General features: G+C 58.7%; 17 protein-coding genes and 2 tRNA genes. 3 read left to right on the top strand and 16 right to left on the bottom strand.

What is annotated here, in order from left to right; translation table 11 throughout:
- Positions 1-8 precede the first annotated feature (8 nt).
- The 3 genes from C5F70_RS29235 to C5F70_RS29225 all read left to right on the top strand — a co-directional run bounded on the left by C5F70_RS29235 (position 9) and on the right by C5F70_RS29225 (position 4,974).
- Positions 9-878 carry an oxygenase MpaB family protein gene (locus C5F70_RS29235; protein WP_046382047.1) on the top strand — a complete coding sequence of 290 codons (870 nt, stop codon included), beginning with the start codon at positions 9-11 and terminating at the stop codon, positions 876-878.
- A gap of 57 nt (positions 879-935) precedes the next feature.
- Positions 936-1,952, top strand: a complete 1,017-nt coding sequence (locus C5F70_RS29230) for a class I SAM-dependent rRNA methyltransferase (protein WP_046487567.1) — start codon at positions 936-938, stop codon at positions 1,950-1,952.
- Positions 1,953-2,040: 88 nt separating this feature from the next.
- Positions 2,041-4,974: a DUF748 domain-containing protein gene (locus C5F70_RS29225; protein WP_104904442.1), complete on the top strand. Its 2,934-nt coding sequence runs from the start codon at positions 2,041-2,043 to the stop codon at positions 4,972-4,974.
- Positions 4,975-5,166: 192 nt separating this feature from the next.
- On the opposite strand, the gene C5F70_RS29220 is transcribed toward C5F70_RS29225, so the two are convergent.
- The 16 genes from C5F70_RS29220 to ftsH form a co-directional block, all read right to left on the bottom strand.
- Positions 5,167-5,769 carry a BON domain-containing protein gene (locus C5F70_RS29220; protein ID WP_017847426.1) on the bottom strand — a complete coding sequence of 201 codons (603 nt, stop codon included), beginning with the start codon at positions 5,767-5,769 and terminating at the stop codon, positions 5,167-5,169.
- 257 nt (positions 5,770-6,026) lie between these two features.
- The gene (locus C5F70_RS29215; protein WP_026139890.1) at positions 6,027-7,232 is read right to left on the bottom strand and encodes an ISL3 family transposase; all 1,206 of its coding nucleotides are present in this window, start codon (positions 7,230-7,232) and stop codon (positions 6,027-6,029) included.
- Positions 7,233-7,379: 147 nt separating this feature from the next.
- Positions 7,380-9,485 carry a polyribonucleotide nucleotidyltransferase gene (gene pnp / locus C5F70_RS29210; RefSeq protein WP_017847425.1) on the bottom strand — a complete coding sequence of 702 codons (2,106 nt, stop codon included), beginning with the start codon at positions 9,483-9,485 and terminating at the stop codon, positions 7,380-7,382.
- Positions 9,486-9,680: 195 nt separating this feature from the next.
- Positions 9,681-9,950 carry a 30S ribosomal protein S15 gene (rpsO, locus tag C5F70_RS29205; protein WP_003176135.1) on the bottom strand — a complete coding sequence of 90 codons (270 nt, stop codon included), beginning with the start codon at positions 9,948-9,950 and terminating at the stop codon, positions 9,681-9,683.
- 159 nt (positions 9,951-10,109) lie between these two features.
- The gene (truB, locus tag C5F70_RS29200; protein WP_014719950.1) at positions 10,110-11,027 is read right to left on the bottom strand and encodes a tRNA pseudouridine(55) synthase TruB; all 918 of its coding nucleotides are present in this window, start codon (positions 11,025-11,027) and stop codon (positions 10,110-10,112) included.
- Between the two features lie 3 nt (positions 11,028-11,030).
- Entirely contained in the window at positions 11,031-11,426 is a 396-nt protein-coding gene (rbfA, locus tag C5F70_RS29195) for a 30S ribosome-binding factor RbfA (RefSeq protein ID WP_017847424.1), read from the bottom strand.
- A 159-nt stretch (positions 11,427-11,585) separates the two neighbouring features.
- Positions 11,586-14,114 carry a translation initiation factor IF-2 gene (gene infB / locus C5F70_RS29190; protein WP_017847423.1) on the bottom strand — a complete coding sequence of 843 codons (2,529 nt, stop codon included), beginning with the start codon at positions 14,112-14,114 and terminating at the stop codon, positions 11,586-11,588.
- A gap of 27 nt (positions 14,115-14,141) precedes the next feature.
- Entirely contained in the window at positions 14,142-15,623 is a 1,482-nt protein-coding gene (gene nusA, locus C5F70_RS29185) for a transcription termination factor NusA (RefSeq protein ID WP_008057419.1), read from the bottom strand.
- Positions 15,624-15,670: 47 nt separating this feature from the next.
- Positions 15,671-16,129, bottom strand: coding sequence for a ribosome maturation factor RimP (gene rimP, locus C5F70_RS29180; protein ID WP_026140087.1), 459 nt, complete (start codon positions 16,127-16,129; stop codon positions 15,671-15,673).
- 141 nt (positions 16,130-16,270) lie between these two features.
- Positions 16,271-16,347, bottom strand: a tRNA-Met gene (locus tag C5F70_RS29175).
- Positions 16,348-16,443: 96 nt separating this feature from the next.
- Positions 16,444-16,529 (bottom strand) — tRNA-Leu (locus C5F70_RS29170).
- Positions 16,530-16,551: 22 nt separating this feature from the next.
- Positions 16,552-16,935 (bottom strand): preprotein translocase subunit SecG, encoded by a 384-nt coding sequence (secG, locus tag C5F70_RS29165; RefSeq protein WP_010206600.1) that lies wholly within the window; start codon positions 16,933-16,935, stop codon positions 16,552-16,554.
- 4 nt (positions 16,936-16,939) lie between these two features.
- Positions 16,940-17,695 carry a triose-phosphate isomerase gene (tpiA, locus tag C5F70_RS29160; RefSeq protein WP_104904441.1) on the bottom strand — a complete coding sequence of 252 codons (756 nt, stop codon included), beginning with the start codon at positions 17,693-17,695 and terminating at the stop codon, positions 16,940-16,942.
- A 66-nt stretch (positions 17,696-17,761) separates the two neighbouring features.
- Positions 17,762-19,099, bottom strand: coding sequence for a phosphoglucosamine mutase (glmM, locus tag C5F70_RS29155; RefSeq protein WP_017847420.1), 1,338 nt, complete (start codon positions 19,097-19,099; stop codon positions 17,762-17,764).
- 16 nt (positions 19,100-19,115) lie between these two features.
- Entirely contained in the window at positions 19,116-19,967 is an 852-nt protein-coding gene (gene folP / locus C5F70_RS29150; protein ID WP_026140085.1) for a dihydropteroate synthase, read from the bottom strand.
- Positions 19,968-19,975: 8 nt separating this feature from the next.
- Positions 19,976-21,886, bottom strand: a complete 1,911-nt coding sequence (gene ftsH / locus C5F70_RS29145) for an ATP-dependent zinc metalloprotease FtsH (RefSeq protein ID WP_017847418.1) — start codon at positions 21,884-21,886, stop codon at positions 19,976-19,978.
- Positions 21,887-22,039: the final 153 nt, after the last annotated feature.

The following is a 22,039-nucleotide window of genomic DNA, read 5'->3' as shown; positions in this document are numbered from 1 at the left end:
GCGTCGCCATGGAATTTATCCGCAGCCGTATCGAAACCCAGTTGATGAGCCTCACCGGCTTGTCGCTGGGCCAGTTGGACCTGGAAAACCCCAAGGGCGACCCCGGCCTGTTCGGCCCGGACTCGGTCAGTTGGCAAGTGCATGGCGATTTCAGCAGCATGCTCATCGGCGGCATCAGCGCCTTGATGCTGCAAGCCTTGCACCCATTGGCGCTGGCTGGCGTGTGGGACCATTCGAACTTTCGCCAGGACATGCTCGGGCGCCTGCGCCGCACATCGCAGTTCATTTCCGGCACCACCTTCGGCTCGCGCAAAGACGCCGATTGGCTGATCGAGAAAGTACGCACCATTCACCTGCAGGTTGTCGGCCATGCACCCGACGGCCGCGCCTACGCGGCCAGCGACCCGCAGTTGCTGACCTGGGTGCATGTGGCGGAGGTCAGCAGCTTCCTCGCCGCGCACGTGCGTTATCGCAACCCGCAGCTCTCGGGGCGCGATCAGGATCGTTACTACAACGAAATCGCCCTGGTCGCCGAACGCCTGGGCGCACGGAATGTGCCGCGCTCACGCGAGGAAATTGCGGATTATCTGGCGCGTATCCGTCCACAATTGTTGTGCGACGCGCGCAGCCGCGAAGTGCTGCGTTTGCTGCTCGAAGCCCCGGCGCCCAGCACCCTGGCCAAACCCTTTGGCGCCCTGATGATGCAGGCCGGGATCGACCTGCTGCCGGCCTGGGCCGCCGACATGCTGGGGCAACACCCGAGCCCGCTGCAACGCCAGCTGGTGCGTGCCGGGGTCAAGCGCAGCGCGCCGGTGCTGCGTTGGGCAATGCGCAATGGCTCGGTGCAGCGCGCGCATCGGCGGATGGGGTTGATGTAGGCGACGCTCCATAACTGCTAAACTCCGCGCCCACATTTACCCAGCAAGGCGCGCTCCATGTCTCCCCTGAACCAGGCGCTGCGCGCCGCCCTCGATCATCGTCAAGGCCTGATCAGCGAGTTGCATGCCCAAGGCACCGACTGTTACCGGCTGTTCCACGGCAGCCAGGAAGGCGCCGGAGGCCTGACCATCGACCGCTATGGCCCGCAATTGCTGGTGCAGAGCTTCCACCAACCGCTGGAAAGCGCAGACCTGCTGGACCTGCATCAACTGATCAGCCAGTACATGGGCCTGGAATTGCTGCTGGTGTACAACGACCGTTCCCGTGGCAACTCGCGGATCGACCGCGAAGACACGGTCTACCGCGCCACACCGCAAGCGCTGCAGGACCTGGTCGGCCACGAATGGGGCCTCAATTACCGCGTGCGCGGGCGCCATGCCGGGCAAGACCCGTTGCTGTTCCTCGACCTGCGCAACACCCGCGGCTGGGTCAAGACACACAGTGCCGGCAAGAGCGTACTGAACCTGTTCGCCTACACCTGTGGCGTGGGCCTGAGCGCCGCGGCCGGCGGTGCGCGTGACGTGTGCAACCTGGATTTTGCCGAAGGCAACCTGGCGGTCGGCCGCGAAAACGGCCTGCTCAACCCGCAACTGGCACCCATGACGTTCGTGCAATCCGATTATTTCCCGGCGATTCGCCAGCTGGCCGGCCTGCCGATCACCCAGCGGCGCGGGCAGAAACTGCCGGGCTATCCGCGCCTGGAACCGCGTCAATATGACCTGGTGTTGCTTGACCCGCCGGCCTGGGCCAAGAGCGCCTTCGGCACCGTCGACCTGTTGCGCGACTATCAAAGCCTGCTCAAGCCGGCGCTGTTGGCAACCGCCGATGACGGCGTGCTGATCTGCTGCAACAACCTGGCAAAAGTGAGCATGGACGATTGGCGTGAGCAGGTGCTACGTTGCGCCGAGAAAGCCGGGCGTCCGGTGCGCGACTGGCAAATCATGCCTCCTGGCGCCGACTTTCCGTCACAAGACCAGCAACCTCCGTTGAAGACTCTGATCCTGCAGTTATAGGAATTTTCTGAAAGAGGGTGGCTCTTCGGAACCGAAAACCCGTGCCATACTCCAAGGCACTCCTGTTCGACATAGATGGCGCTGCCCCATGCCCAAAGGATTGATTCGCGCCACTGGCGCCTTGTTGACTGCCGTTGCCCTGTACAGCTTGCTGGGCTTTTTGATTTTGCCCGGCATTGCCCTTCGCATAGCCAACCAACAGCTGGCCAACTACGCCACGGTGCCGGCCCGCATCGAGCGTATCGAGCTCAACCCATTCAGCCTGGAAGTGACGCTGTGGGGCCTCAAGATCGGCGACCCCGGCAAGGAACAAGTGGGTTTCGAGCGGCTCTACGCCAACCTGCAGCTCGACAGCCTGTGGACCCGCGCCCTGCACCTGGCCGATGTGCAACTCGACAAACCCAAGACCGAGTTGCTGTTCGACAAGTCCGGCCAGTTGAACCTGGCGCAGTTGTTCAAACTGCCACCCAGCGAACCGACACCGGCAGACCCCAACGCCAAGCCGTTCCCGTTGCGGATCGAGCGGATCAAGCTGGCGGGCGGTTATCTGCACTTTGAAGACCTGCGCCCCAGCGAGCCAATCGAGTTCCTCTACGACAAACTCGACTTCGAGCTGAAAAACCTCAGCACCCTGCCGGAAGACAATGCCGACATGACCCTGGTCGCCGCCGGCCCGGAAGGCGGGCAGATCGACTGGAAGGGTAACGTCAGCCTGGTGCCGATCACATCCAAAGGCACCCTGAAAATCACCGATGGCAAGATGAAAGCCTGGTGGCCCTATGTGCGCGACGCCCTGCCCCTGGTCCTCGAAAACGGCGTGCTCAACTTCAGCACGGACTACACGTTCAGCCTGGCCAAAGAAACCGAACTGAACCTGACCAACACCGCCGCCAGCATCGCGCCGTTCGCCATCAAGGCGCCGGATGGCCGGCCATTGGTGCGCCTGGAGCGCCTGGACGTCAGCGAAACCACGATCGACCTGGCCAAGCAGCAGGTGGTGGTCGGCAAGATCCGCAGCAACAAGCTGGAAACCTGGGCCGCCCGCGAAGCCGATGGCCAACTGGACTGGCAGAAACTGTTCGCCAGCCAGCCGAGCAAGCCGGCCAAGGCGCCGGAAGCGGCCAGCGCGCCAGCAGTTGCCGACTCGCCCAAAGCCGCGCCCGCAGCGCCGAGCAAGCCTTGGCAAGTGCTGCTCAAGGATGTGCAACTGCGCAACTATCAGGTCCACCTGGCCGACCGCCAGGCCAAACCTGCGGTCGCACTGGAACTCGGCCCGCTGAACGTCGATGTGCAGAACTTCGACAGCCTCAACGGCAGCCCCTTCACCCTCAAGGTCGACACCGGCCTGGGCAAGCAAGGCAAGATCCAGGCAACCGGCGAGGTCAACCTCAACCCGGTCAGCGCCAAGTTGAAAGTGAACACCCAGGACATCGACCTGCGGGTCGCGCAGTCCTATATCAGCCCGTTCATCCGCCTGGAACTGCGTAGCGGCATGCTCGGCAGCAACCTCGATGTGAACCTCAAAAGCACCGAGCCGCTGGCCCTACAGATCACCGGCCGGGCGCAGGTCGATCAGTTGCACACCCTCGACACCCTCAAGACCCGTGACTTCCTCAAATGGCAGCGCCTGGTGCTGGAAGGGCTGAACTACCAGCATGGCGACAGCCTGTCGATCGACAAGATCAACCTGCAACAGCCCTATGTGCGCTTCATGATCAACGATGATCGCACCACCAACGTCGACGACCTGCTGATTCCACAGCCGGCCGACAGCGGCGCCAAGTCGGCGGCCAAGCCGGCGGCAAGCAAAGAAAAACCGCTGGGTATTCATATCGGGCAGATCGCGATCAACGACGGTTCGGCCAACTTCGCCGACTTCAGCCTCACGCCCAACTTCGCCACCGCGATCCAACAGCTCAACGGGCAGATTGGCACCATTGACAGCCGCCAGGCCAAACCGGCAGCTGTCGACATCAAGGGCAAGGTGGATCGCTATGCACCGGTGACCATCAAAGGCAGCGTGAACCCGTTTGATCCGATGGCGGCACTGGATATCGCCACCAGCTTCAAACGTGTCGAGCTGACGACCCTGACGCCCTACTCGGGTAAGTTCGCCGGTTTCCGGATTCGCAAGGGTCGCCTCAACCTCGACCTGCATTACGTGATCACCAAAGGCCAACTGAAGGCCGAGAACAAAGTGGTGGTCGAGCAACTGCAACTGGGTGAGAAAGTCGACAGTGCCGATGCGGTAGACCTGCCGATTCGCCTGGCGATCGCCCTGCTCAAGGACTCTGACGGCAAGATCTCGATTGAACTGCCCATCAGCGGCGACTTGAACAACCCGCAATTCAGCGTGATGCCGATCATCTGGCAGACCCTGCGCAACCTGGTGGTGCGCGCGGCAACGGCGCCGTTCAAGTTTATCGGTGGGCTGGTGAGCGGCGGCGGTTCGGAAGACCTCGGCAACGTCTCGTTCGCCGCAGGCTCCAGCGAACTGAACAAAGACGCCGAGGGCGCCCTGAACACCTTGGCCAAGGCCCTCAAAGAACGCCCTACCCTGCGCCTGGAAATCGAAGGCACGGCGGCGGCCGACAGTGACGGCAAATTCCTCGCCGAGCAGCGCCTGGAGCGCGAATACCAATATAACTACTACAAGATCCTGCAGCGCCGTGGCGACAAGGTTCCGGCCCAGGCGTCCTTGCTGCAAGTACCGGAAAAGGAAAAAGCCCCCTTGCTCGAAGGTATCTACCGCACCCGCCTGAAACAACAACCACCGGCGGAGTGGAAAAACCTGAGCGACGATGAACGCACGGCCAAACTCAAGGACGGCGTGATCACGTTCTGGAGCAGCAGCGACGTGCTGTTGCGCCAGCTCGGTCAGGACCGCGCAAGCACCATCAAGGACTACCTGGTCGACAAAGGGCAGCTGGAAGATGACCGGGTGTACTTCGTCGACGCCAAACTGGGCCAGGCCGAGAAGGATGGCCGGGTGGTAACGCAGATGCATCTGGACGCCGAATGACCCCACGCGCCAGCGCAAGCTGGCGCGCACTTCGATAGCATTCCTGGCCGGAATAGAACAGGCCCCGACACATGTGCCGGGGCCTGTAATGACCACATCCCTATGGTCGGTCGCATGAACCCGTGAGGTGCATTGAGTGGATATCTAACTCACTCGTTGCCGCCGCCGCCTAGTTCAGCGATTGGTTAAGCGTTACTCTGCTTTCAGGCCATCGGCCGATACAGCTTTCACGCCTTTGATTTTCTTGGTGATGTTCACCGCGGTAGTTTTCTGCGCTTCGGTCACTGCGACGGAAGAAGACAGGGAAACTACACCCTTGTTGGTTTCGACTTTGATGTCGGTACCCGGAATGCCTTTCTCGGTAACCAGGTCAGCCTTCACCTTGGTAGTGATCCAAGTGTCCGAAGCGGCTTCTTTGGATGTGTCGATGTTGTCGGCTTTTACCGCACCGCCAGCTAGCAGGCCGTCAGCGGATACAGCGGTCACACCCTTGATACGCTTGGTGATGGCGACAGCGGTAGCTTTCTGCGAGTCAGAGATGGCAACGGTCGAAGACAGGGAAACCACACCTTTGTTGGTCTCAACCTTGATGTCCGAACCTGGGATGCCCTTTTCGGTCAGCAGGTCAGCTTTGACTTTGGTGGTGATCCAAGTGTCCGAGGTGGACTCTTTGGCTTTGGTCATTTCGCCAGCTGCCAGCGTCATCGGCGCCTGCGCGGTTTGAGCGAAGGCAACGTTGGCCATGGCCAGGGTCAGGGCGGTAGCAGTTGCGGTAGCGAGAGCGAACTTCTTCATACGAGTAACTCCTGTTTTATTAAAAGTCTGCAGTGTGTGAACCTTGATGCTGCAGCATTAACAGGACTGTTGCAGGCACTGTGCCAAGTCGAAGCCTGCAAATAAACCCTTTAAAAACAAAGAGTTATAGATTGAGCGAATTTTCGGATTCGTGCAATTTGCATGAAGCAGCGCGTGCCTGCATGCAAGTTGCGGCTTTTGGCTGTGATTAAGCGTCTGATTTTTCGGCATTTTCCTGCACGCATAAAAAAGGTTCTTCACGGATTGCCGGGAAAGACGCTCTTGATCTTCATGAAAAAGAATTCGCTGTCCCGGTAACCGTACGCCATTCGTTTGATGACCTTTATTCGATTGTTTATTCCTTCCAACTGACCGGTGTGCATTGGCCAGCGTACCCGGCTCACGATGCCCCGCCAGTAGCCTTTTAGTCGCTTTGCGAACTGGATCAGTGCGGGTATTTCGCTTTCTTGAGCATGACGCAGCCACTGCTTCCAGGCTGATCTCCAGTCCCAGGCATCGCTCGGCGCCCAGAGCATTTTGAGCTCGGCCTTCATCAAGTAGACCGTCATTAACGATTGGTTAGCGGCCAGCAGATCCTGTAAATGAACCTGCTGTTCCGGCTTTTTCAGGTTCTCCGGGTTACGCAATAGCAACCATCGCGCTTGCTTTATGATCTTTCGAGCGGGCTTGTCATGGCGCAATCGGTTCGCCTCGTCAACGCGAACACGATCAATCACTTCTCGGCCATATTTGGCGACCACATGGAAAAGGTCATAAATCACCCGTGCTTTTGGGCAGTGTTGGCGAACCTCCAGGTCATAAGCCGTGTTCATGTCCATCGCTACCGCTTCAATTCGGGCGCACCCTTCTGGCCCCAGCTCTTCGAAAAACGGTCTGACTGCCGCTCGGCTACGGCCTTCGCCGATCCAAAGCACTCGCCGAGTATCAGCGTCCAACACCACGCTGGCGTAGCGATGACCTTTGAATAACGCGAACTCGTCCATTATCAAGCGCCGTGGTTGGGCCTTGGGTAAGGCACTCAACGCCGCTTGCAGAGCGCGCCGCTCCAGCAACCGAACGGTGTCCCAGTGCAGCCCGAACATTTGCGCAACATGCAGTGTAGGAAGGCGTTCGCAGGCTTGAATAACGGCCTCTGCCAGCCGGCGCGTCATGCGGGCATAGCGATCCAGCCAACTGACGACCTCCATGCGCTTGCCACAATCACGGCAACTAACACGCCTGAGCTGCACGTTGAGGCGGACTGCACGACCGAGAATCGGCAAGTCACGCACGACTCGATCGCAGTACTCATGAGTTGTTGAACAGAGCTTTTGGCAGCCACCACAGGTGGGAAATCGCGTGGCCTGGGGGATCAGATCGATTTGAAGGGCATCGCCGTCAGGTTTGATCGCAACGACAGAAAAGCCCTCCCAAAAAGGAAGGAAAGTATTAATATTGCGCATAAGAACGCCGGTTTTTTAGATGTGTTTGCTCGCACGAACATCATCCATCAAATCGGCGTTCTTGTTTCTGTGTTTCCCGGGATTCCGTGAAGAACCATAAAAAAGGACTCCGAAGAGTCCTTTTTTCAGCGTGAAGCCTGCGGGTATTTAAGCGCCCGAAGCCTTGGCTGCTGCCACGTCTTTGATGGACAGCTTGATACGGCCGCGGTTGTCCACGTCCAGTACCAGCACTTCCACTTCCTGGCCTTCTTTCAGAATGTCGGTCACTTTCTCAACACGAGCGTCGCTCAGCATGGAGATGTGAACCAGACCGTCTTTGCCCGGCAGGATGTTGACGAATGCGCCGAAGTCGACGATGCGCTCAACTTTACCGACGTAGATCTTGCCGATCTCGGCTTCGGCAGTGATGCCCAGAACGCGCTGACGCGCCGCTTCTGCAGCTTCCTTGGTTTCGCCGAAGATCTTGATCGAGCCGTCGTCTTCGATATCGATCGAAGCCTTGGTCTCTTCACAGATCGCACGAATGGTCGCGCCGCCTTTACCGATGACATCACGGATTTTGTCGGTGTCGATTTTCATCGCGATCATGGTCGGAGCATTTTCCGACAGTTCGGTGCGGGACTGACCAATGATCTGGTTCATCTGACCGAGGATGTTCAGGCGCGCTTCCAGGGCTTGGCCCAGAGCGATTTCCATGATCTCTTCGGTGATGCCCTTGATCTTGATGTCCATCTGCAGCGCGGTAACACCTTTAGCGGTACCGGCTACTTTGAAGTCCATGTCGCCCAGGTGGTCTTCGTCACCCAGGATGTCGGTCAGGACGGCGAACTTCTCGCCTTCTTTGACCAGGCCCATGGCGATACCGGCAACCGGCGCCTTCATCGGCACACCAGCGTCCATCAGTGCCAGGGAAGCACCGCAGACCGAAGCCATGGAGCTGGAACCGTTGGACTCGGTGATTTCCGACACGACACGGATGGTGTACGGGAACACGTCGGCGGCTGGCAGCATGGCCTGAACCGAACGACGGGCCAGACGGCCGTGACCGATTTCGCGGCGACCGGCGCCACCCATGCGACCACATTCGCCCACCGAGAACGGCGGGAAGTTGTAGTGCAGCATGAACGGGTCTTTTTTCTCGCCTTCCAGGGTGTCCAGCAGCTGTGCGTCGCGGGCAGTACCCAGGGTCGCAACGACCAGGGCCTGGGTTTCGCCACGGGTGAACAGCGCGGAACCGTGAGTCTTCGGCAGAACACCGACTTCGATGTTCAGCGGACGCACGGTGCGGGTGTCGCGACCGTCGATACGTGGCTTGCCGTTAACGATGTTTTCGCGAACGGTGCGGTATTCGATTTCGCCGAATGCTGCTTTGACGTCGCTGGCAGAAGGCTGGCCTTCTTCACCGGACAGCTTGGCAACGACCTGATCCTTCAGCTCGCCCAGGCGAGCGTAACGGTCGGCCTTGACGGTGATGGTGTAGGCCTGGGAGATCGCTTCGCCGAACTCGGCACGGATCGCGCCCAGCAGTTCGGTGGCTTCGGCTTGCGGAGCCCAGGCCCAAGTTGGCTTGGCGGCTTCGGCAGCGAGTTCTTTAACGGCGTTGATCACAACCTGGAACTCGTCGTGAGCGAACAGTACCGCGCCCAGCATCTGGTCTTCGGTCAGCTCTTTGGCTTCCGATTCAACCATCAGTACGGCTTCCGAGGTACCGGCAACGACCATGTCCAGGCTCGAGGCTTTCAGTTGCTCGTAAGTCGGGTTCAGCAGGTAGCCGGTGCTTTCGTGGAAAGCCACGCGCGCAGCGCCAATCGGGCCATCGAAAGGAATGCCGGAGATAGCCAGGGCAGCCGAGGTACCGATCATCGCAGCGATGTCCGGATCGGTCTTTTTGCTGGTGGAGACGACGGTGCAGACAACCTGCACTTCGTTCATGAAGCCTTCTGGGAACAGCGGACGGATCGGACGGTCGATCAGTCGGGAAGTCAGGGTTTCTTTCTCGGAAGGACGGCCTTCGCGCTTGAAGAAACCGCCAGGGATCTTACCGGCAGCGTAAGTCTTTTCCTGGTAGTGAACAGACAGAGGGAAGAAGCCCTTGCTCGGGTCTGCGGTCTTGGCGCCTACAACGGTCACCAGTACGGTAACGTCGTCGTCAACGGTAACCAGCACTGCGCCGGAGGCTTGACGGGCGATACGGCCTGTCTCGAGGGTAACGGTCGACTGACCGAACTGAAATTTTTTGATAACCGGGTTCACGGTGTCCTACCTTCTTTGTGGCTCTTGGGGAACTTGTCTTCTTGCGAAATTCTTGGGCAATGTCGGGAATCGGCCCAACCCTTGTCCAGGGGTAAAACGTGTATCCAGATAAAACTTGAGGCTGGAAGCCTGCCATGGGCCAGCGGGAATCCCACTGACACACGGCAAACAACCAACCTCTAGCGCAATCGCTTATTAGCGACGCAGACCCAGGCGACCGATCAGAGCCTGATAACGACCCAGATCCTTGCCTTTCAGGTAGTCCAGCAGCTTACGGCGCTGGTTTACCATGCGGATCAGACCACGACGGGAGTGGTGATCTTTACCGTTGGCCTTGAAGTGACCTTGCAGTTTGTTGATGTTGTGGGTCAGCAGTGCAACTTGCACTTCTGGCGAACCAGTGTCACCAACAGCTTGCTGATAGTCAGCTACGATTTGTGCTTTTTCTTGAACGTCGAGAGCCATGAGGCAATCCTTTTTTCAGGAAACCACCCAAAGGGCAGTTTCAACAGGCCAGGGACAAATCCCTGTATCTAAAAATGAGTAGTGACCGTGCCTGTTAACAGCCACCCTCGTTCCAGCTTGCGTAAAGGCTGATACGCTTTTACCACAAACTGGTTTCGGTCATTCTGACCGAATCAGTCGACGCGGCGCGATGCGCCCGTCTTCGCTCACTTCACCGATACCGATAAAGCGACCGTTATGATCCTGTACCCGCACCATGCCGAATTTCGGCGCGTCCGGGGCACGTACCGGCTGGCCGTTGAGCCAGTAGAACGCGCTGTGCTCCGAGAAGTGCAGCAATGGCCAATCGAGCAAACCGCTGTCCGATGGCATCAAGAAGCGATCGACCGCTTCATTGCCGCCTTCGGCGTGTACCGCTTCCAACTCTTCCAGCGTCACCGTCTGGGCCAGGCTGAAAGGGCCGGCCTGGGTGCGTCGCAGTTCTGCGACATACGCGCCGCAACCGAGCTTTTCACCGATATCTTCCACCAGGGTACGAATATAGGTGCCTTTGCTGCAGTCCACGGCCAGGCGTGCGGTGTCGCCTTCACAGGCGAGCAATTCCAAGCGCGCAATAGTAACAGAACGCGGTTCGCGCTCCACTACTTCACCCGCACGAGCCAGCTTGTAAAGTGGTTGCCCATCGCGCTTGAGCGCCGAGTACATCGGCGGTATCTGACTGATTTGCCCACGAAAAGCGGGTAAAGCAGCCTCGATATCAGCACGACCAACGGTCACGTCGCGAACCTGCAAAACATCACCCTCGGCATCGGCCGTGGTGGTGGTCTTGCCCAGTTGCATCAGGGTTTCGTAACCCTTGTCGGAATCGAGCAGGTATTGCGAGAACTTGGTGGCCTCGCCAAAGCACAACGGCAACACGCCGGTGGCCAGGGGGTCGAGGCTGCCGGTGTGCCCGGCTTTCTCGGCATTGAGCAGCCAGCGGACCTTCTGCAAGGCGGCATTGGAGGTAAAGCCAATGGGCTTGTCGAGCAGAATGATGCCGCTGACGTTGCGACGGATACGTTTGACCTGAGCCACCGCTTACTCCTTGGCGTCTTCAGGTGTGGACGGATGCTGATTATCCTCAGCCACGGCGCGCTCGATCAGTGCCGACAGGTGCGCGCCACGCACGACGCTTTCGTCGTAGTGGAAGTGCAACTGAGGCACGCTGCGCAGCTTCATTTCGCGGGCCAACTGCATGCGCAGGAAACCTGCGGCCGAGTTGAGCACCTTGATGCTTTGCGCGATTTCTTCGCTGCTGTCCTCACCCATCACGGTGATGAAGATTTTTGCGTGACCCACGTCACGGCTCACTTCAACGGCGGTGATGGTGACCAGGCCAACACGAGGATCTTTGACTTCGCGACGGATCAGTTGGGCCAGCTCGCGCTGCATCTGATCGCCGATACGTTGGGTACGGCTGTATTCTTTTGCCATGTCTTGTTACCTGTTACTGCCACACGGTGAAACCCGTGGGGTCTGAAAGCGGCAAACGCCCGGCCTGACAAAAGCCAGACCGGGCGTTGCGTTTAGAGTCCGGACGTTGCGCGGGGCATTTGCATGCCCACACGCGGCGTGGCTCCTGAAGTGCGCGAGTTAGAGGCTGCGAGCAACCTGAACCTTCTCGAAGACTTCGATCTTGTCGCCAACCTTGACGTCGTTGTAGCTCTTGACGCCGATACCGCATTCCATGCCGGCACGTACTTCGGAAGCGTCATCCTTGAAGCGGCGCAGGGATTCCAGCTCGCCTTCGAAGATAACGATGTCTTCACGCAGTACACGGATCGGACGGTTACGGTGAACGGTGCCTTCGATAACCATGCAGCCGGCGATCGCGCCGAATTTCGGCGAGCGGAACACGTCACGCACCTCGGCGATACCCAGGATGTTCTCCCGGACGTCGCTGCCAAGCATGCCGGTGAGGGCTTTCTTGACGTCTTCGATGATGTCGTAGATGACGTTGTAGTAACGCATGTCCAGGCCTTCCTGCTCGACGATCTTGCGAGCGCCAGCATCGGCACGCACGTTGAAGCCGAACAGTACAGCGTTGGAAGCCAGTGCCAGGTTGGCGTCGGACTCGGTGATACCACCGACACCGCCACCGACGACACGCACTTGCACTTCGTCGTTACCCAGGCCATTCAAGGCGCCGTTCAACGCTTCGAGGGAACCACGGACGTCAGATTTGAGGACGATGTTAAGCGTCTTCTTCTCTTCCTGGCCCATGTTCTCGAAGATGTTTTCCAGCTTGCCGGCGTGAGCACGGGCCAACTTGACTTCGCGGAACTTGCCTTGACGGAACAGAGCCACTTCACGGGCTTTCTTCTCGTCGGCAACCACGCTCATCTCGTCGCCAGCGTCCGGGGTACCGTCCAGGCCGAGAATCTCGACAGGGATGGACGGACCGGCTTCCTTGATGGACTTACCGTTCTCGTCGAGCATGGCACGTACACGGCCATAGTTCGAACCGACCAGTACCATGTCGCCTTGGCGCAGGGTACCGTCTTGAACGAGAACGGTCGCCACCGGGCCACGGCCCTTGTCGAGGCGGGACTCAACCACAACACCACGGCCAGGAGCCGATGGCGTAGCGGTCAGTTCCAGGACTTCGGCTTGCAACAGAACAGCTTCGAGCAGTTCGTCAACGCCAGTACCGACTTTCGCCGAGACCGGTACGAATGGAGTGTCGCCACCCCACTCTTCGGAAGTCACGCCGTGAACCGACAGTTCGCTACGGATGCGATCGAGATCGGCGCCCGGCTTGTCGATTTTGTTCACCGCAACCACCAACGGTACGCCAGCTGCCTTGGCATGCTGAACGGCTTCGATGGTTTGTGGCATCACGCCGTCGTCTGCTGCAACGACCAGGATCACGATGTCGGTCGCCTTGGCACCACGGGCACGCATCGCGGTAAACGCGGCGTGACCAGGGGTGTCGAGGAACGTCACCATGCCGCGATCGGTTTCAACGTGGTAGGCGCCGATGTGCTGGGTAATACCGCCAGCCTCGCCTGCCGCAACCTTGGCACGACGGATGTAGTCGAGCAGGGAAGTCTTACCGTGGTCAACGTGGCCCATTACGGTCACGACCGGCGCACGGGAAACAGCTTCACCTTCGAACTTCAGGGACTCGGCCAGGGAATCTTCCAGGGCGGTGTCGCTGACCAGGGTCACTTTGTGGCCCAGCTCTTCAGCAACCAGTTGGGCAGTTTCCTGATCCAGTACCTGGTTGATGGTGGCCGGAGTGCCCAGCTTGAACATGAACTTGATGATTTCAGCTGCCTTGACCGACATCTGCTGGGCGAGATCGCCCACAGTGATGGTCTCGCCGATCTTCACTTCACGCACGACAGGGCCGGTTGGGCTCTGGAAACCGTGGGCGTTGCGTTTTTTCAGCTTGGCCTTGCCGCGACCACCACGACGGAAGCTGTCGCTTTCTTCGTCGGTGGTACGTGGGGCAACGCGTGGCGCAGGCGCTTTCTCTTTGACCGAAGCACGATGCGGAGCGTTTTTGCGCTCACCATCACCGCCGCCACCGCGACGACTGTTATCGTCGGCACGTGGTTTGTCCGGACGACGAGGTTCGTCGCGTTTACGCGCATCAGCAGCAGGTGCTGGTGCAGCGGCCACCGGAGCGGCCTCACGCGCAGCTTCTACAGGCGCGGCAGCAGGAGCAGCGACCGCATCAGTGGCAGCAGGTTGCGCAGCAGCAGGCTGGCGACGCGCTTCTTCTTCGGCGCGACGCTTGGCTTCTTCTTCAGCCTTCTGACGAGCAGCATTTTCTACTGCGCGACGTTCTTCCAGTTCGCGTTTGCGCTCGGCTTCGATTTCTTCCGGGCTGCGCTGTACGAAGACTTTCTTCTTGCGTACTTCAACGCTGATGCTCTTGCTACCAGCAACACGCAGGGTGCTGGTGGTTTTGCGCTGCAATGTAATCTTGCGCGGTTCTTCCACTTTCGCCTTGTGGCTGCTCTTCAAGTGAGTCAGCAAAGACTGCTTCTCACTATCGCTCACACCTTCATCGGCGGCGGTGTGCGGCAGACCTGCCTCACGCATCTGCTGCAACAGGCGCTCTACCGGTGTTTTGACCTCATCGGCCAGTTGTTTCACCGTGACTTGCGTCATGCACTTCTCTCCTCAGGCCGCGCCTAATTACTCGAACCAATGGGCTCGGGCGGCCATGATCAACTTGCCGGCACGATCATCGTCAATGCCGTCGATGTCGAGCAGATCGTCAATAGACTGCTCGGCCAGGTCTTCGCGGGTAATTACGCCGCGCACCGCCAGTTCCATCGCCAAATCCTTGTCCATACCCTCAAGCGAGAGCAGGTCTTCGGCCGGATGGGCGTCTGCCAGCTTTTCCTCAGTAGCGATGGCTTTAGTCAACAAACGATCCTTGGCCCGAGCGCGAAGCTCGTTGACGGTGTCTTCGTCAAAGCCATCGATGTTGAGCATTTCTTCCAACGGTACGTAGGCAATCTCTTCCAGGCTGGTGAAGCCTTCATCTACCAGCACCTGCGCCAGGTCTTCGTCGACTTCCAGCTCGTCGATGAAGTTGCGCAGGATGTCACCGGTTTCAGCTTGCTGCTTAGCCTGGATGTCCGATTCGGTCATCACGTTCAGGGTCCAGCCGGTCAGTTGGCTGGCCAGACGCACGTTCTGACCACCACGACCAATGGCCTGAGCCAGATTGTCTGCGCCAACGGCGATGTCCATGGCATGGGCATCTTCGTCAACGATAATTGCCGCCACTTCAGCCGGCGACATGGCGTTGATCACGAACTGCGCCGGGTTATCGTCCCACAGGACGATATCCACACGCTCACCGCCCAACTCGCCCGACACTGCCTGGACGCGCGAACCGCGCATACCAATGCAAGCGCCCTGCGGGTCGATGCGTTTGTCCTTGGAACGGACCGCGATCTTGGCGCGCGAACCCGGGTCGCGGGACGCAGCCATGACTTCGATCAGGCCTTCGGCGATTTCCGGCACTTCGATGCGGAACAGTTCGATCAGCATTTCCGGCGCGGTACGCGACAGGATCAGCTGAGGACCGCGGTTCTCGGTGCGGATTTCCTTGAGCAGCGCACGCAGACGCACGCCGACACGGAAGGTTTCGCGAGAAATGATGTCTTCGCGGGCCAGCAACGCTTCGGCGTTGTTGCCCAGGTCGACGATCACGTTGTCGCGGGTAACTTTTTTCACAGTGCCGGAGATGATTTCACCCAGGCGCTCGCGATAGGCGTCAACGACTTGAGCGCGCTCGGCCTCGCGAACCTTCTGCACAATGACCTGCTTGGCAGTTTGTGCAGCAATACGGCCGAACTCGATCGATTCGATCTTTTCTTCGACAACATCACCGACCTTGGCGCCAGGGTGCGTTTCAGCGACCTTGCTCGGCCAGGTTTCGATGGCCGGATCATCAAGATCGGCTTCTTCAACGACCGTCCAGCGACGGAAAGTTTCATAGGCACCGGTGTGGCGGTTGATTTCCACACGCAGATCAACTTCGTCTTCAAAACGCTTTTTGGTCGCAGTGGCCAGGGCCAGCTCCAGCGCTTCAAAAATCACGTTTGCCGGTACGCCCTTTTCATTGGATACCGACTCAACAACCAGCAGTACTTCTTTGCTCATCGTACGCCTCGCCTTTCGCAAGCCATTGGATCCGCGGGATCCGCGTCTCAGTCAAAACTGGGAATAATGTTGGCCTTGTCGATCATATCGATCGGCAACAGGAACTCATGGTCTTCTACTTGCACCACGACATCCTGCTCTTCTACACCGCGCAGAAGGCCCTGAAAATTGCGTCGCCCTTCAAAGGGAGATCGCAGCTTGATTTTCACTTGTCCACCGGCAAATTTTGCAAACTGCTCGAGAGTGAACAGTGGGCGTTCCATGCCAGGCGAGGAAACTTCGAGGGTGTACTCAACGGCGATTGGATCTTCAACATCCAGGACGCCACTGATCTGACGGCTGACAATGGCACAATCGTCCACCAGCACGCCGCCCTCTTTATCAATATAAACGCGCAACATTGAGTGGCGACCTTGAGCCGAAAACTCAATACCCCAGCATTCATAGCCCAGGGCCACGACCACCGGGGCCAGCAAGGCCTGCAACTCTTCTAGCTTGCTCGACACCTGAACCCCCTCGTGCATGTATGTGCATGCTGTGCAAAATAAAAAAATGGGCGAAACGCCCATCCTTGAAACGCCGTCGAATAGCGGCGTTGAAAGTGTCCAGCTAACAAAAAGCCCCTTAATAAGGGGCTCCGCTAAAACTGGTTGCGGGGGCCGGATTTGAACCGACGACCTTCGGGTTATGAGCCCGACGAGCTACCAGACTGCTCCACCCCGCGACAAAGCTGGGGCGGAAGTATACGACCGATCCCTTACAGGGTCAATGTAACCTTCCACCTACAAGAAAGCCCGCAACAGCGGGCTCTCCTGATAATTGGTACCGAGAAGGGGACTCGAACCCCTACACCCTATGGGCACAACCACCTCAAGGTTGCGTGTCTACCAATTCCACCACCTCGGCAATACAGCGTTTACAACCCTTCTTACTTCTGCTCTTGAGCTGGAGGCACGTCAGTCGCTGGAGTAGCCGACTTTTGCTCTTGAAGCACCGGGACATCATCAGAAGCCGGTTTTGCTTTTGGTACTTCCAACACTGCTGGGTTTGGCAAACCTACTTGAGTCAGCACATGAGCTTTCTCTTTAGCAAAGTAACCTAACCCTAAGCTGGTTATGAAGAAACCTGCGGCAAGTATAGCAGTAAACTTACTAAGAAAGGTAGAGGAACCTTGGCTTCCGAACACAGTATTTGAAGCACCTGCACCGAAAGACGCACCAGCATCCGCACCTTTACCCTGTTGCAACAAAACCAGGGCAACTACGCCCAGGGCAGCCAACAGATGAAAAACGACTACGACTGTTTCCAGCATTTTTTCAGTTTCCCGCGGCGCGACAAATCGCACCGAACTCATCTGCATTCAGGGAAGCTCCACCAATGAGCCCCCCATCGATATCCGGCATGCCGAACAGTTCGACCGCATTGGCCGCCTTCACGCTGCCGCCGTATAGAAGCCGCACACCTTGTGCGACCTCAGAATTCTCTGCCGCCAACTGCGCGCGGATAGCTGCATGCACATCCTGCGCCTGTTGCGGTGTTGCAGTCAGCCCGCTGCCAATGGCCCAGACCGGCTCGTAAGCGATGACTGCCTTCGCAAACGCACCAACACCCAGCTCCTCGATGATGCTGCCCAGCTGACGCGAGACAACTTCAAGAGTCTTGCCCGATTCGCGCTGTTCAAGGGTCTCCCCTATGCACAACACCGGAATCAAGCCACAAGCCTGTGCCGCTGCGAACTTGCGATTGAGCGTCCCATCCCGTTCGCCCATCAACTGACGGCGCTCGGAGTGCCCGACAAGCACGTAGGAACAACCCGCATCAACCAACTGACCTGGCGAAATCTCGCCTGTCAGCGCACCTTGCATGGGTTCCATTGCGCAATTCTGCGCGCCGACCTGAATCGACTTACCTTTCAAGCCATCAACCACTTGGTTGATATGCAAGCAAGATGGAAAAACCGCGATATCAACACCGCTCGGCAAGGCCAAGTGACGAAGGCCATTGATCAGCTCAGCGACACTGGCGCGGGTACCGTGCATCTTCCAGTTACCAGCTACCATAGTGCGACGCATGCTGTACCTCGTCGGTCAAAGTGGGCGCAGATGTTACCCAACCACACCATCACTGGCAAGCCGAATTCAGGAGCAAACTTCAGTTACTAGTTTTGCCAGGTCTTCGGCATGCCCGCGAACCAGGGTTTCGTCCTCACCTTCGACCATGACGCGCACCAGCGGCTCTGTGCCGGACTTGCGCAGCAACACGCGCCCACGCCCCGCCATTGCCAGGGTCACGCGCTCGCAGGCCGCTTTGACAGCCGGGTGTTCGATCGGGTTGTCGCCACCGGCAAAGCGCACATTGAGCAGCACTTGCGGGCACTTGCGCAGGGCTTGACGCGCCTGGGCCAGGCTTTCCTGGCGACGGCGCAACGCCAACAGCACCTGCAGCGCGGCGATGATCGCGTCGCCCGTGGTGGTGTGCTGGAAGCACACGACATGCCCGGAGTTCTCGCCACCGATCTGCCAATTGCGCTCCAGCAGTTCGGCAATCACATAACGATCCCCGACATTGGCACGCACAAAAGGAATGCCCAGCTCGCCCAGTGCTAACTCCAGCCCGAGATTGCTCATCAGCGTACCGACGACACCGCCCTGCAAGCGGTTACGCTCATGCAGGTCGCGGGCAATGATGAACATCAAGTCATCGCCATCAACCACGGCGCCGGTGTGATCCACCATCAGCACGCGGTCACCGTCGCCATCAAAGGCAATACCCAGGTCGGCATGCTCAGCCAGGACGGCAGCCTGCAATTGCTCCATATGCGTGGAGCCGCAGTTTTCGTTGATGTTCAACCCGTTAGGCTGGGCCGACAGCACCGTCACTTCCGCACCCAGCTCCTTGAATACGCTCGGCGCCACTTTATAGGTCGCACCATGGGCACAGTCGACGACGATCTTCAGCCCGGCGAAATTGGTGCTGCTTGGCACACTGCTCTTACAGAATTCGATATAACGGCCAGAGGCGTCGTTGATCCGCGACACCTTGCCCAGCTTGCTGGACTCGACCACCGTCATCGGCGCATCCAGCAGCTCTTCGATCATCAGCTCGATCTCATCCGGCAGCTTGGTGCCCTGCCCCGAGAAGAACTTGATGCCGTTGTCATCATGAGGATTGTGCGAAGCACTGATCACAATGCCGGCTTCGGCATGGAAGGTACGCGTCAGGTAAGCGATCGCCGGGGTCGGCATCGGGCCCAGCAGCATTACATCGGCACCGGCGGCGGACAAACCGGCCTCCAGCGCAGACTCAAACATATAGCCTGAGATACGCGTGTCCTTGCCCACCAGGATGCGACACGCGCCCATGCTGCGGAACGCCATGCCTGCCGCCCAACCCAGCTTGAGCATGAAATCGGGGGTAATCGGAAACTCGCCGACCCGACCACGGATACCGTCGGTGCCAAAGTATTTCTTTGTCATAAGTGCTCCATCATTCTTATTCGGCCGATTCTACTGCGGCAATCATGCGGACGACATCCACGGTCTCAGCGACATCATGCACACGCAAGATACGCGCACCCTTGGTCACAGCAAGTGCCGCCAGCGCCAACCCACCATAAAGCCGCTCGCCCACCGGGCGATTCAGCGCCAGACCTATCATGCTCTTGCGCGAAACGCCGACCAACAAAGGTCGACCCAGGGCATGCAAGGCTTCCATATGCTTGAACAGACTTAGATTGTGCTGCAGGGTCTTGGCGAAACCAAACCCCGGATCGAGGATGATCTTGTCGGCAGCGATCCCTACGGCGGCGCATTGAGCAATGCGATCAGCCAGGAACCCGCTCACTTCGCCAACCAGATCATCGTAGTGCGGATTGTCCTGCATGGTGCCGGGCTCGCCCAGCATATGCATCAGGCACACCGGCAGGCCGGTCGCCGCGGCGGCGTCCAGCGCGCCATCACGCTGCAACGAACGCACATCGTTGATCAGCCCCGCACCCAGGCGCGCCGTTTCGCGCATCACCGCCGGGGTCGATGTATCCACGGAAATGATCACATCCAGCTCGCGAGCGATGCGCTCGACGATCGGCGCCACCCGCTCCAGTTCCTCCACGGGAGAAACCACGCGAGCACCGGGCCGGGTCGACTCGCCGCCGACATCGATCAAGGTCGCACCCGCCGCCACCATCGCCTCGGCGTGACGCAACGCAGCATCGAGCTGATTGAAGCGACCACCATCGGAAAAGGAATCGGGGGTTACATTAAGAATGCCCATGACATGCGTATGGGCCAAATCAAGAACCCGGCTGCCGCAAGGCAACCGGGTGGAGGACGACGCAAAAGTCATTTCAAACCTTAGTGGTCAGCTGCAGGACCGCCGATCGGGTTTTCAGGGCGTTCGTTCTGAACCACTGGCGGCGTGCCAGAGGTGCCCGAACCACCTTCCCAATCGCGAGGTTCACGCGGTGTACGGCCCGCCATGATGTCGTCGATCTGATCGGCATCAATGGTTTCGTACTTCATCAGCGCATCCGCCATGGCATCCAGCTTGTCGCGGTTGTCGGTGAGGATCTGCTTGGCCGTGCCGTAACACTGGTCAATGATGCTGCGCACTTCGGAGTCGATCAGCTTGGCTGTCTCACCGGAGAAGCTGGCACTTTGACCGCCACCGCCACGCCCCAGGAACACTTCGCCTTCTTCCTCGGCGTACATCAAAGGACCGAGTTTTTCCGACAGACCCCACTTGGTCACCATGTTCCGCGCAATCTGGCTGGCACGCATGATGTCGTTGGAAGCACCGGTGGTGACACCGTCAAAGCCCAGGGTCATCTCTTCAGCAATCCGGCCGCCGTACAGCGAGCAGATCTGACTGATCAACGCACGCTTGGAGAGGCTGTAGCGATCCTCTTCCGGCAGGAACATGGTCACACCCAGCGCCCGACCACGAGGAATGATCGACACTTTGTAGACCGGGTCATGCTCAGGCACGACGCGCCCCACGATAGCGTGACCGGCTTCGTGATAAGCGGTGTTCTGCTTCTCTTTCTCGGACATGACCATGGATTTGCGCTCGGCGCCCATCATGATCTTGTCTTTGGCCAGTTCGAACTCTTTCATTTCCACGATGCGCTTGCCGGTGCGGGCCGCAAACAGCGAAGCCTCGTTCACCAGGTTGGCCAGGTCGGCACCGGAGAAGCCAGGCGTACCGCGGGCAATCACGGCCGGAGCGACGTCGTCGCCCATGGGCACTTTACGCATGTGGACTTTCAGGATCTGTTCACGACCACGGATATCCGGCAAGCCCACCACGACCTGACGGTCGAAACGGCCTGGACGCAGCAATGCAGGGTCCAACACATCCGGACGGTTGGTTGCGGCAATGACGATGATGCCGTCATTCATTTCAAAGCCGTCCATCTCCACCAGCAACTGGTTGAGGGTCTGCTCACGTTCATCATGACCACCGCCCATGCCAGCACCACGATGGCGACCAACGGCGTCGATTTCATCGATGAAGATGATGCATGGCGCGTGTTTCTTGGCCTGCTCGAACATGTCGCGAACACGGCTGGCACCGACGCCGACAAACATTTCGACGAAGTCCGAACCGGAAATGGTGAAGAACGGCACCTTGGCTTCACCGGCAATCGCCTTGGCCAACAAGGTTTTACCGGTACCCGGCGGGCCGACCATCAGCACACCGCGTGGAATGCGGCCACCCAGGCGCTGGAACTTGCCCGGATCACGCAGGAACTCGACCAGCTCACCCACTTCTTCCTTGGCTTCGTCGCAACCGGCGACGTCAGCCAGGGTGGTCTTCACCTGATCTTCAGAGAGAAGGCGCGCCTTGCTCTTGCCGAAACTCATCGGCCCGCCCTTGCCTCCTGCACCGCCTTGCATCTGGCGCATGAAGAACATGAACACGGCGATGATCACCAGGATCGGGAAGCTCGCCACCAGGAGTTGAGTCCAGATGCTCTGCTGCTCAGGCAGCTTGCCTTCGACAATCACGTGGTTATCCACCAGGTCGCCGATCAGACCGTTGTCCTGGATTGCCGGACGAATGGTCTTGAAGCCGTCGCCATCGTTGCGCTTGCCGGTAATCACGTAGCCATCAACCGCTACGCGCTCGACCTTGCCATCCTTAACTTGCTGGATGAAGTCGGAATAGTTGAGGGTCTGCGGCTCGTTAGGGCTGGAGAAGTTGTTCATCACCGTCACCAGGACAGCCGCGATGATCAACCACAGGATCAGATTCTTTGCCATATCGTTCAATTAACTACCCTCTGAAGCAAGCTCCGCTACTGGCGCGCGCTTCGCATGATATTCACCGGCCTAACTTACTACATTACCTACAACTCTGGCAGGCGCCGTCTGTAACCCTTTGTGAAACTTTGACTACACAATATTCGTAAAGCT

It is taken from the genome of Pseudomonas sp. LH1G9 (assembly GCF_002949975.1).
Classification (GTDB): Bacteria; Pseudomonadota; Gammaproteobacteria; order Pseudomonadales; family Pseudomonadaceae; genus Aquipseudomonas; species Aquipseudomonas veronii.
This window is presented reverse-complemented; position numbering and strand designations above follow the sequence as displayed.

What these genes read in the sequence shown, in the direction of transcription:
- C5F70_RS29235 (WP_046382047.1), top strand. Translation starts at nt 9, where the DNA reads ATGGAATTTATCCGCAGCCGTATCGAAACCCAGTTGATGAGCCTCACC.
- C5F70_RS29230 (WP_046487567.1), top strand. Translation starts at nt 936, where the DNA reads ATGTCTCCCCTGAACCAGGCGCTGCGCGCCGCCCTCGATCATCGTCAA.
- C5F70_RS29225 (WP_104904442.1), top strand. Translation starts at nt 2,041, where the DNA reads ATGCCCAAAGGATTGATTCGCGCCACTGGCGCCTTGTTGACTGCCGTT.
- C5F70_RS29220 (WP_017847426.1), bottom strand. Translation starts at nt 5,769, where the DNA reads ATGAAGAAGTTCGCTCTCGCTACCGCAACTGCTACCGCCCTGACCCTG.
- C5F70_RS29215 (WP_026139890.1), bottom strand. Translation starts at nt 7,232, where the DNA reads ATGCGCAATATTAATACTTTCCTTCCTTTTTGGGAGGGCTTTTCTGTC.
- rpsO (WP_003176135.1), bottom strand. Translation starts at nt 9,950, where the DNA reads ATGGCTCTCGACGTTCAAGAAAAAGCACAAATCGTAGCTGACTATCAG.
- rbfA (WP_017847424.1), bottom strand. Translation starts at nt 11,426, where the DNA reads ATGGCAAAAGAATACAGCCGTACCCAACGTATCGGCGATCAGATGCAG.
- infB (WP_017847423.1), bottom strand. Translation starts at nt 14,114, where the DNA reads ATGACGCAAGTCACGGTGAAACAACTGGCCGATGAGGTCAAAACACCG.
- nusA (WP_008057419.1), bottom strand. Translation starts at nt 15,623, where the DNA reads ATGAGCAAAGAAGTACTGCTGGTTGTTGAGTCGGTATCCAATGAAAAG.
- secG (WP_010206600.1), bottom strand. Translation starts at nt 16,935, where the DNA reads ATGCTGGAAACAGTCGTAGTCGTTTTTCATCTGTTGGCTGCCCTGGGC.
- tpiA (WP_104904441.1), bottom strand. Translation starts at nt 17,695, where the DNA reads ATGCGTCGCACTATGGTAGCTGGTAACTGGAAGATGCACGGTACCCGC.
- glmM (WP_017847420.1), bottom strand. Translation starts at nt 19,099, where the DNA reads ATGACAAAGAAATACTTTGGCACCGACGGTATCCGTGGTCGGGTCGGC.
- folP (WP_026140085.1), bottom strand. Translation starts at nt 19,967, where the DNA reads ATGACTTTTGCGTCGTCCTCCACCCGGTTGCCTTGCGGCAGCCGGGTT.
- ftsH (WP_017847418.1), bottom strand. Translation starts at nt 21,886, where the DNA reads ATGGCAAAGAATCTGATCCTGTGGTTGATCATCGCGGCTGTCCTGGTG.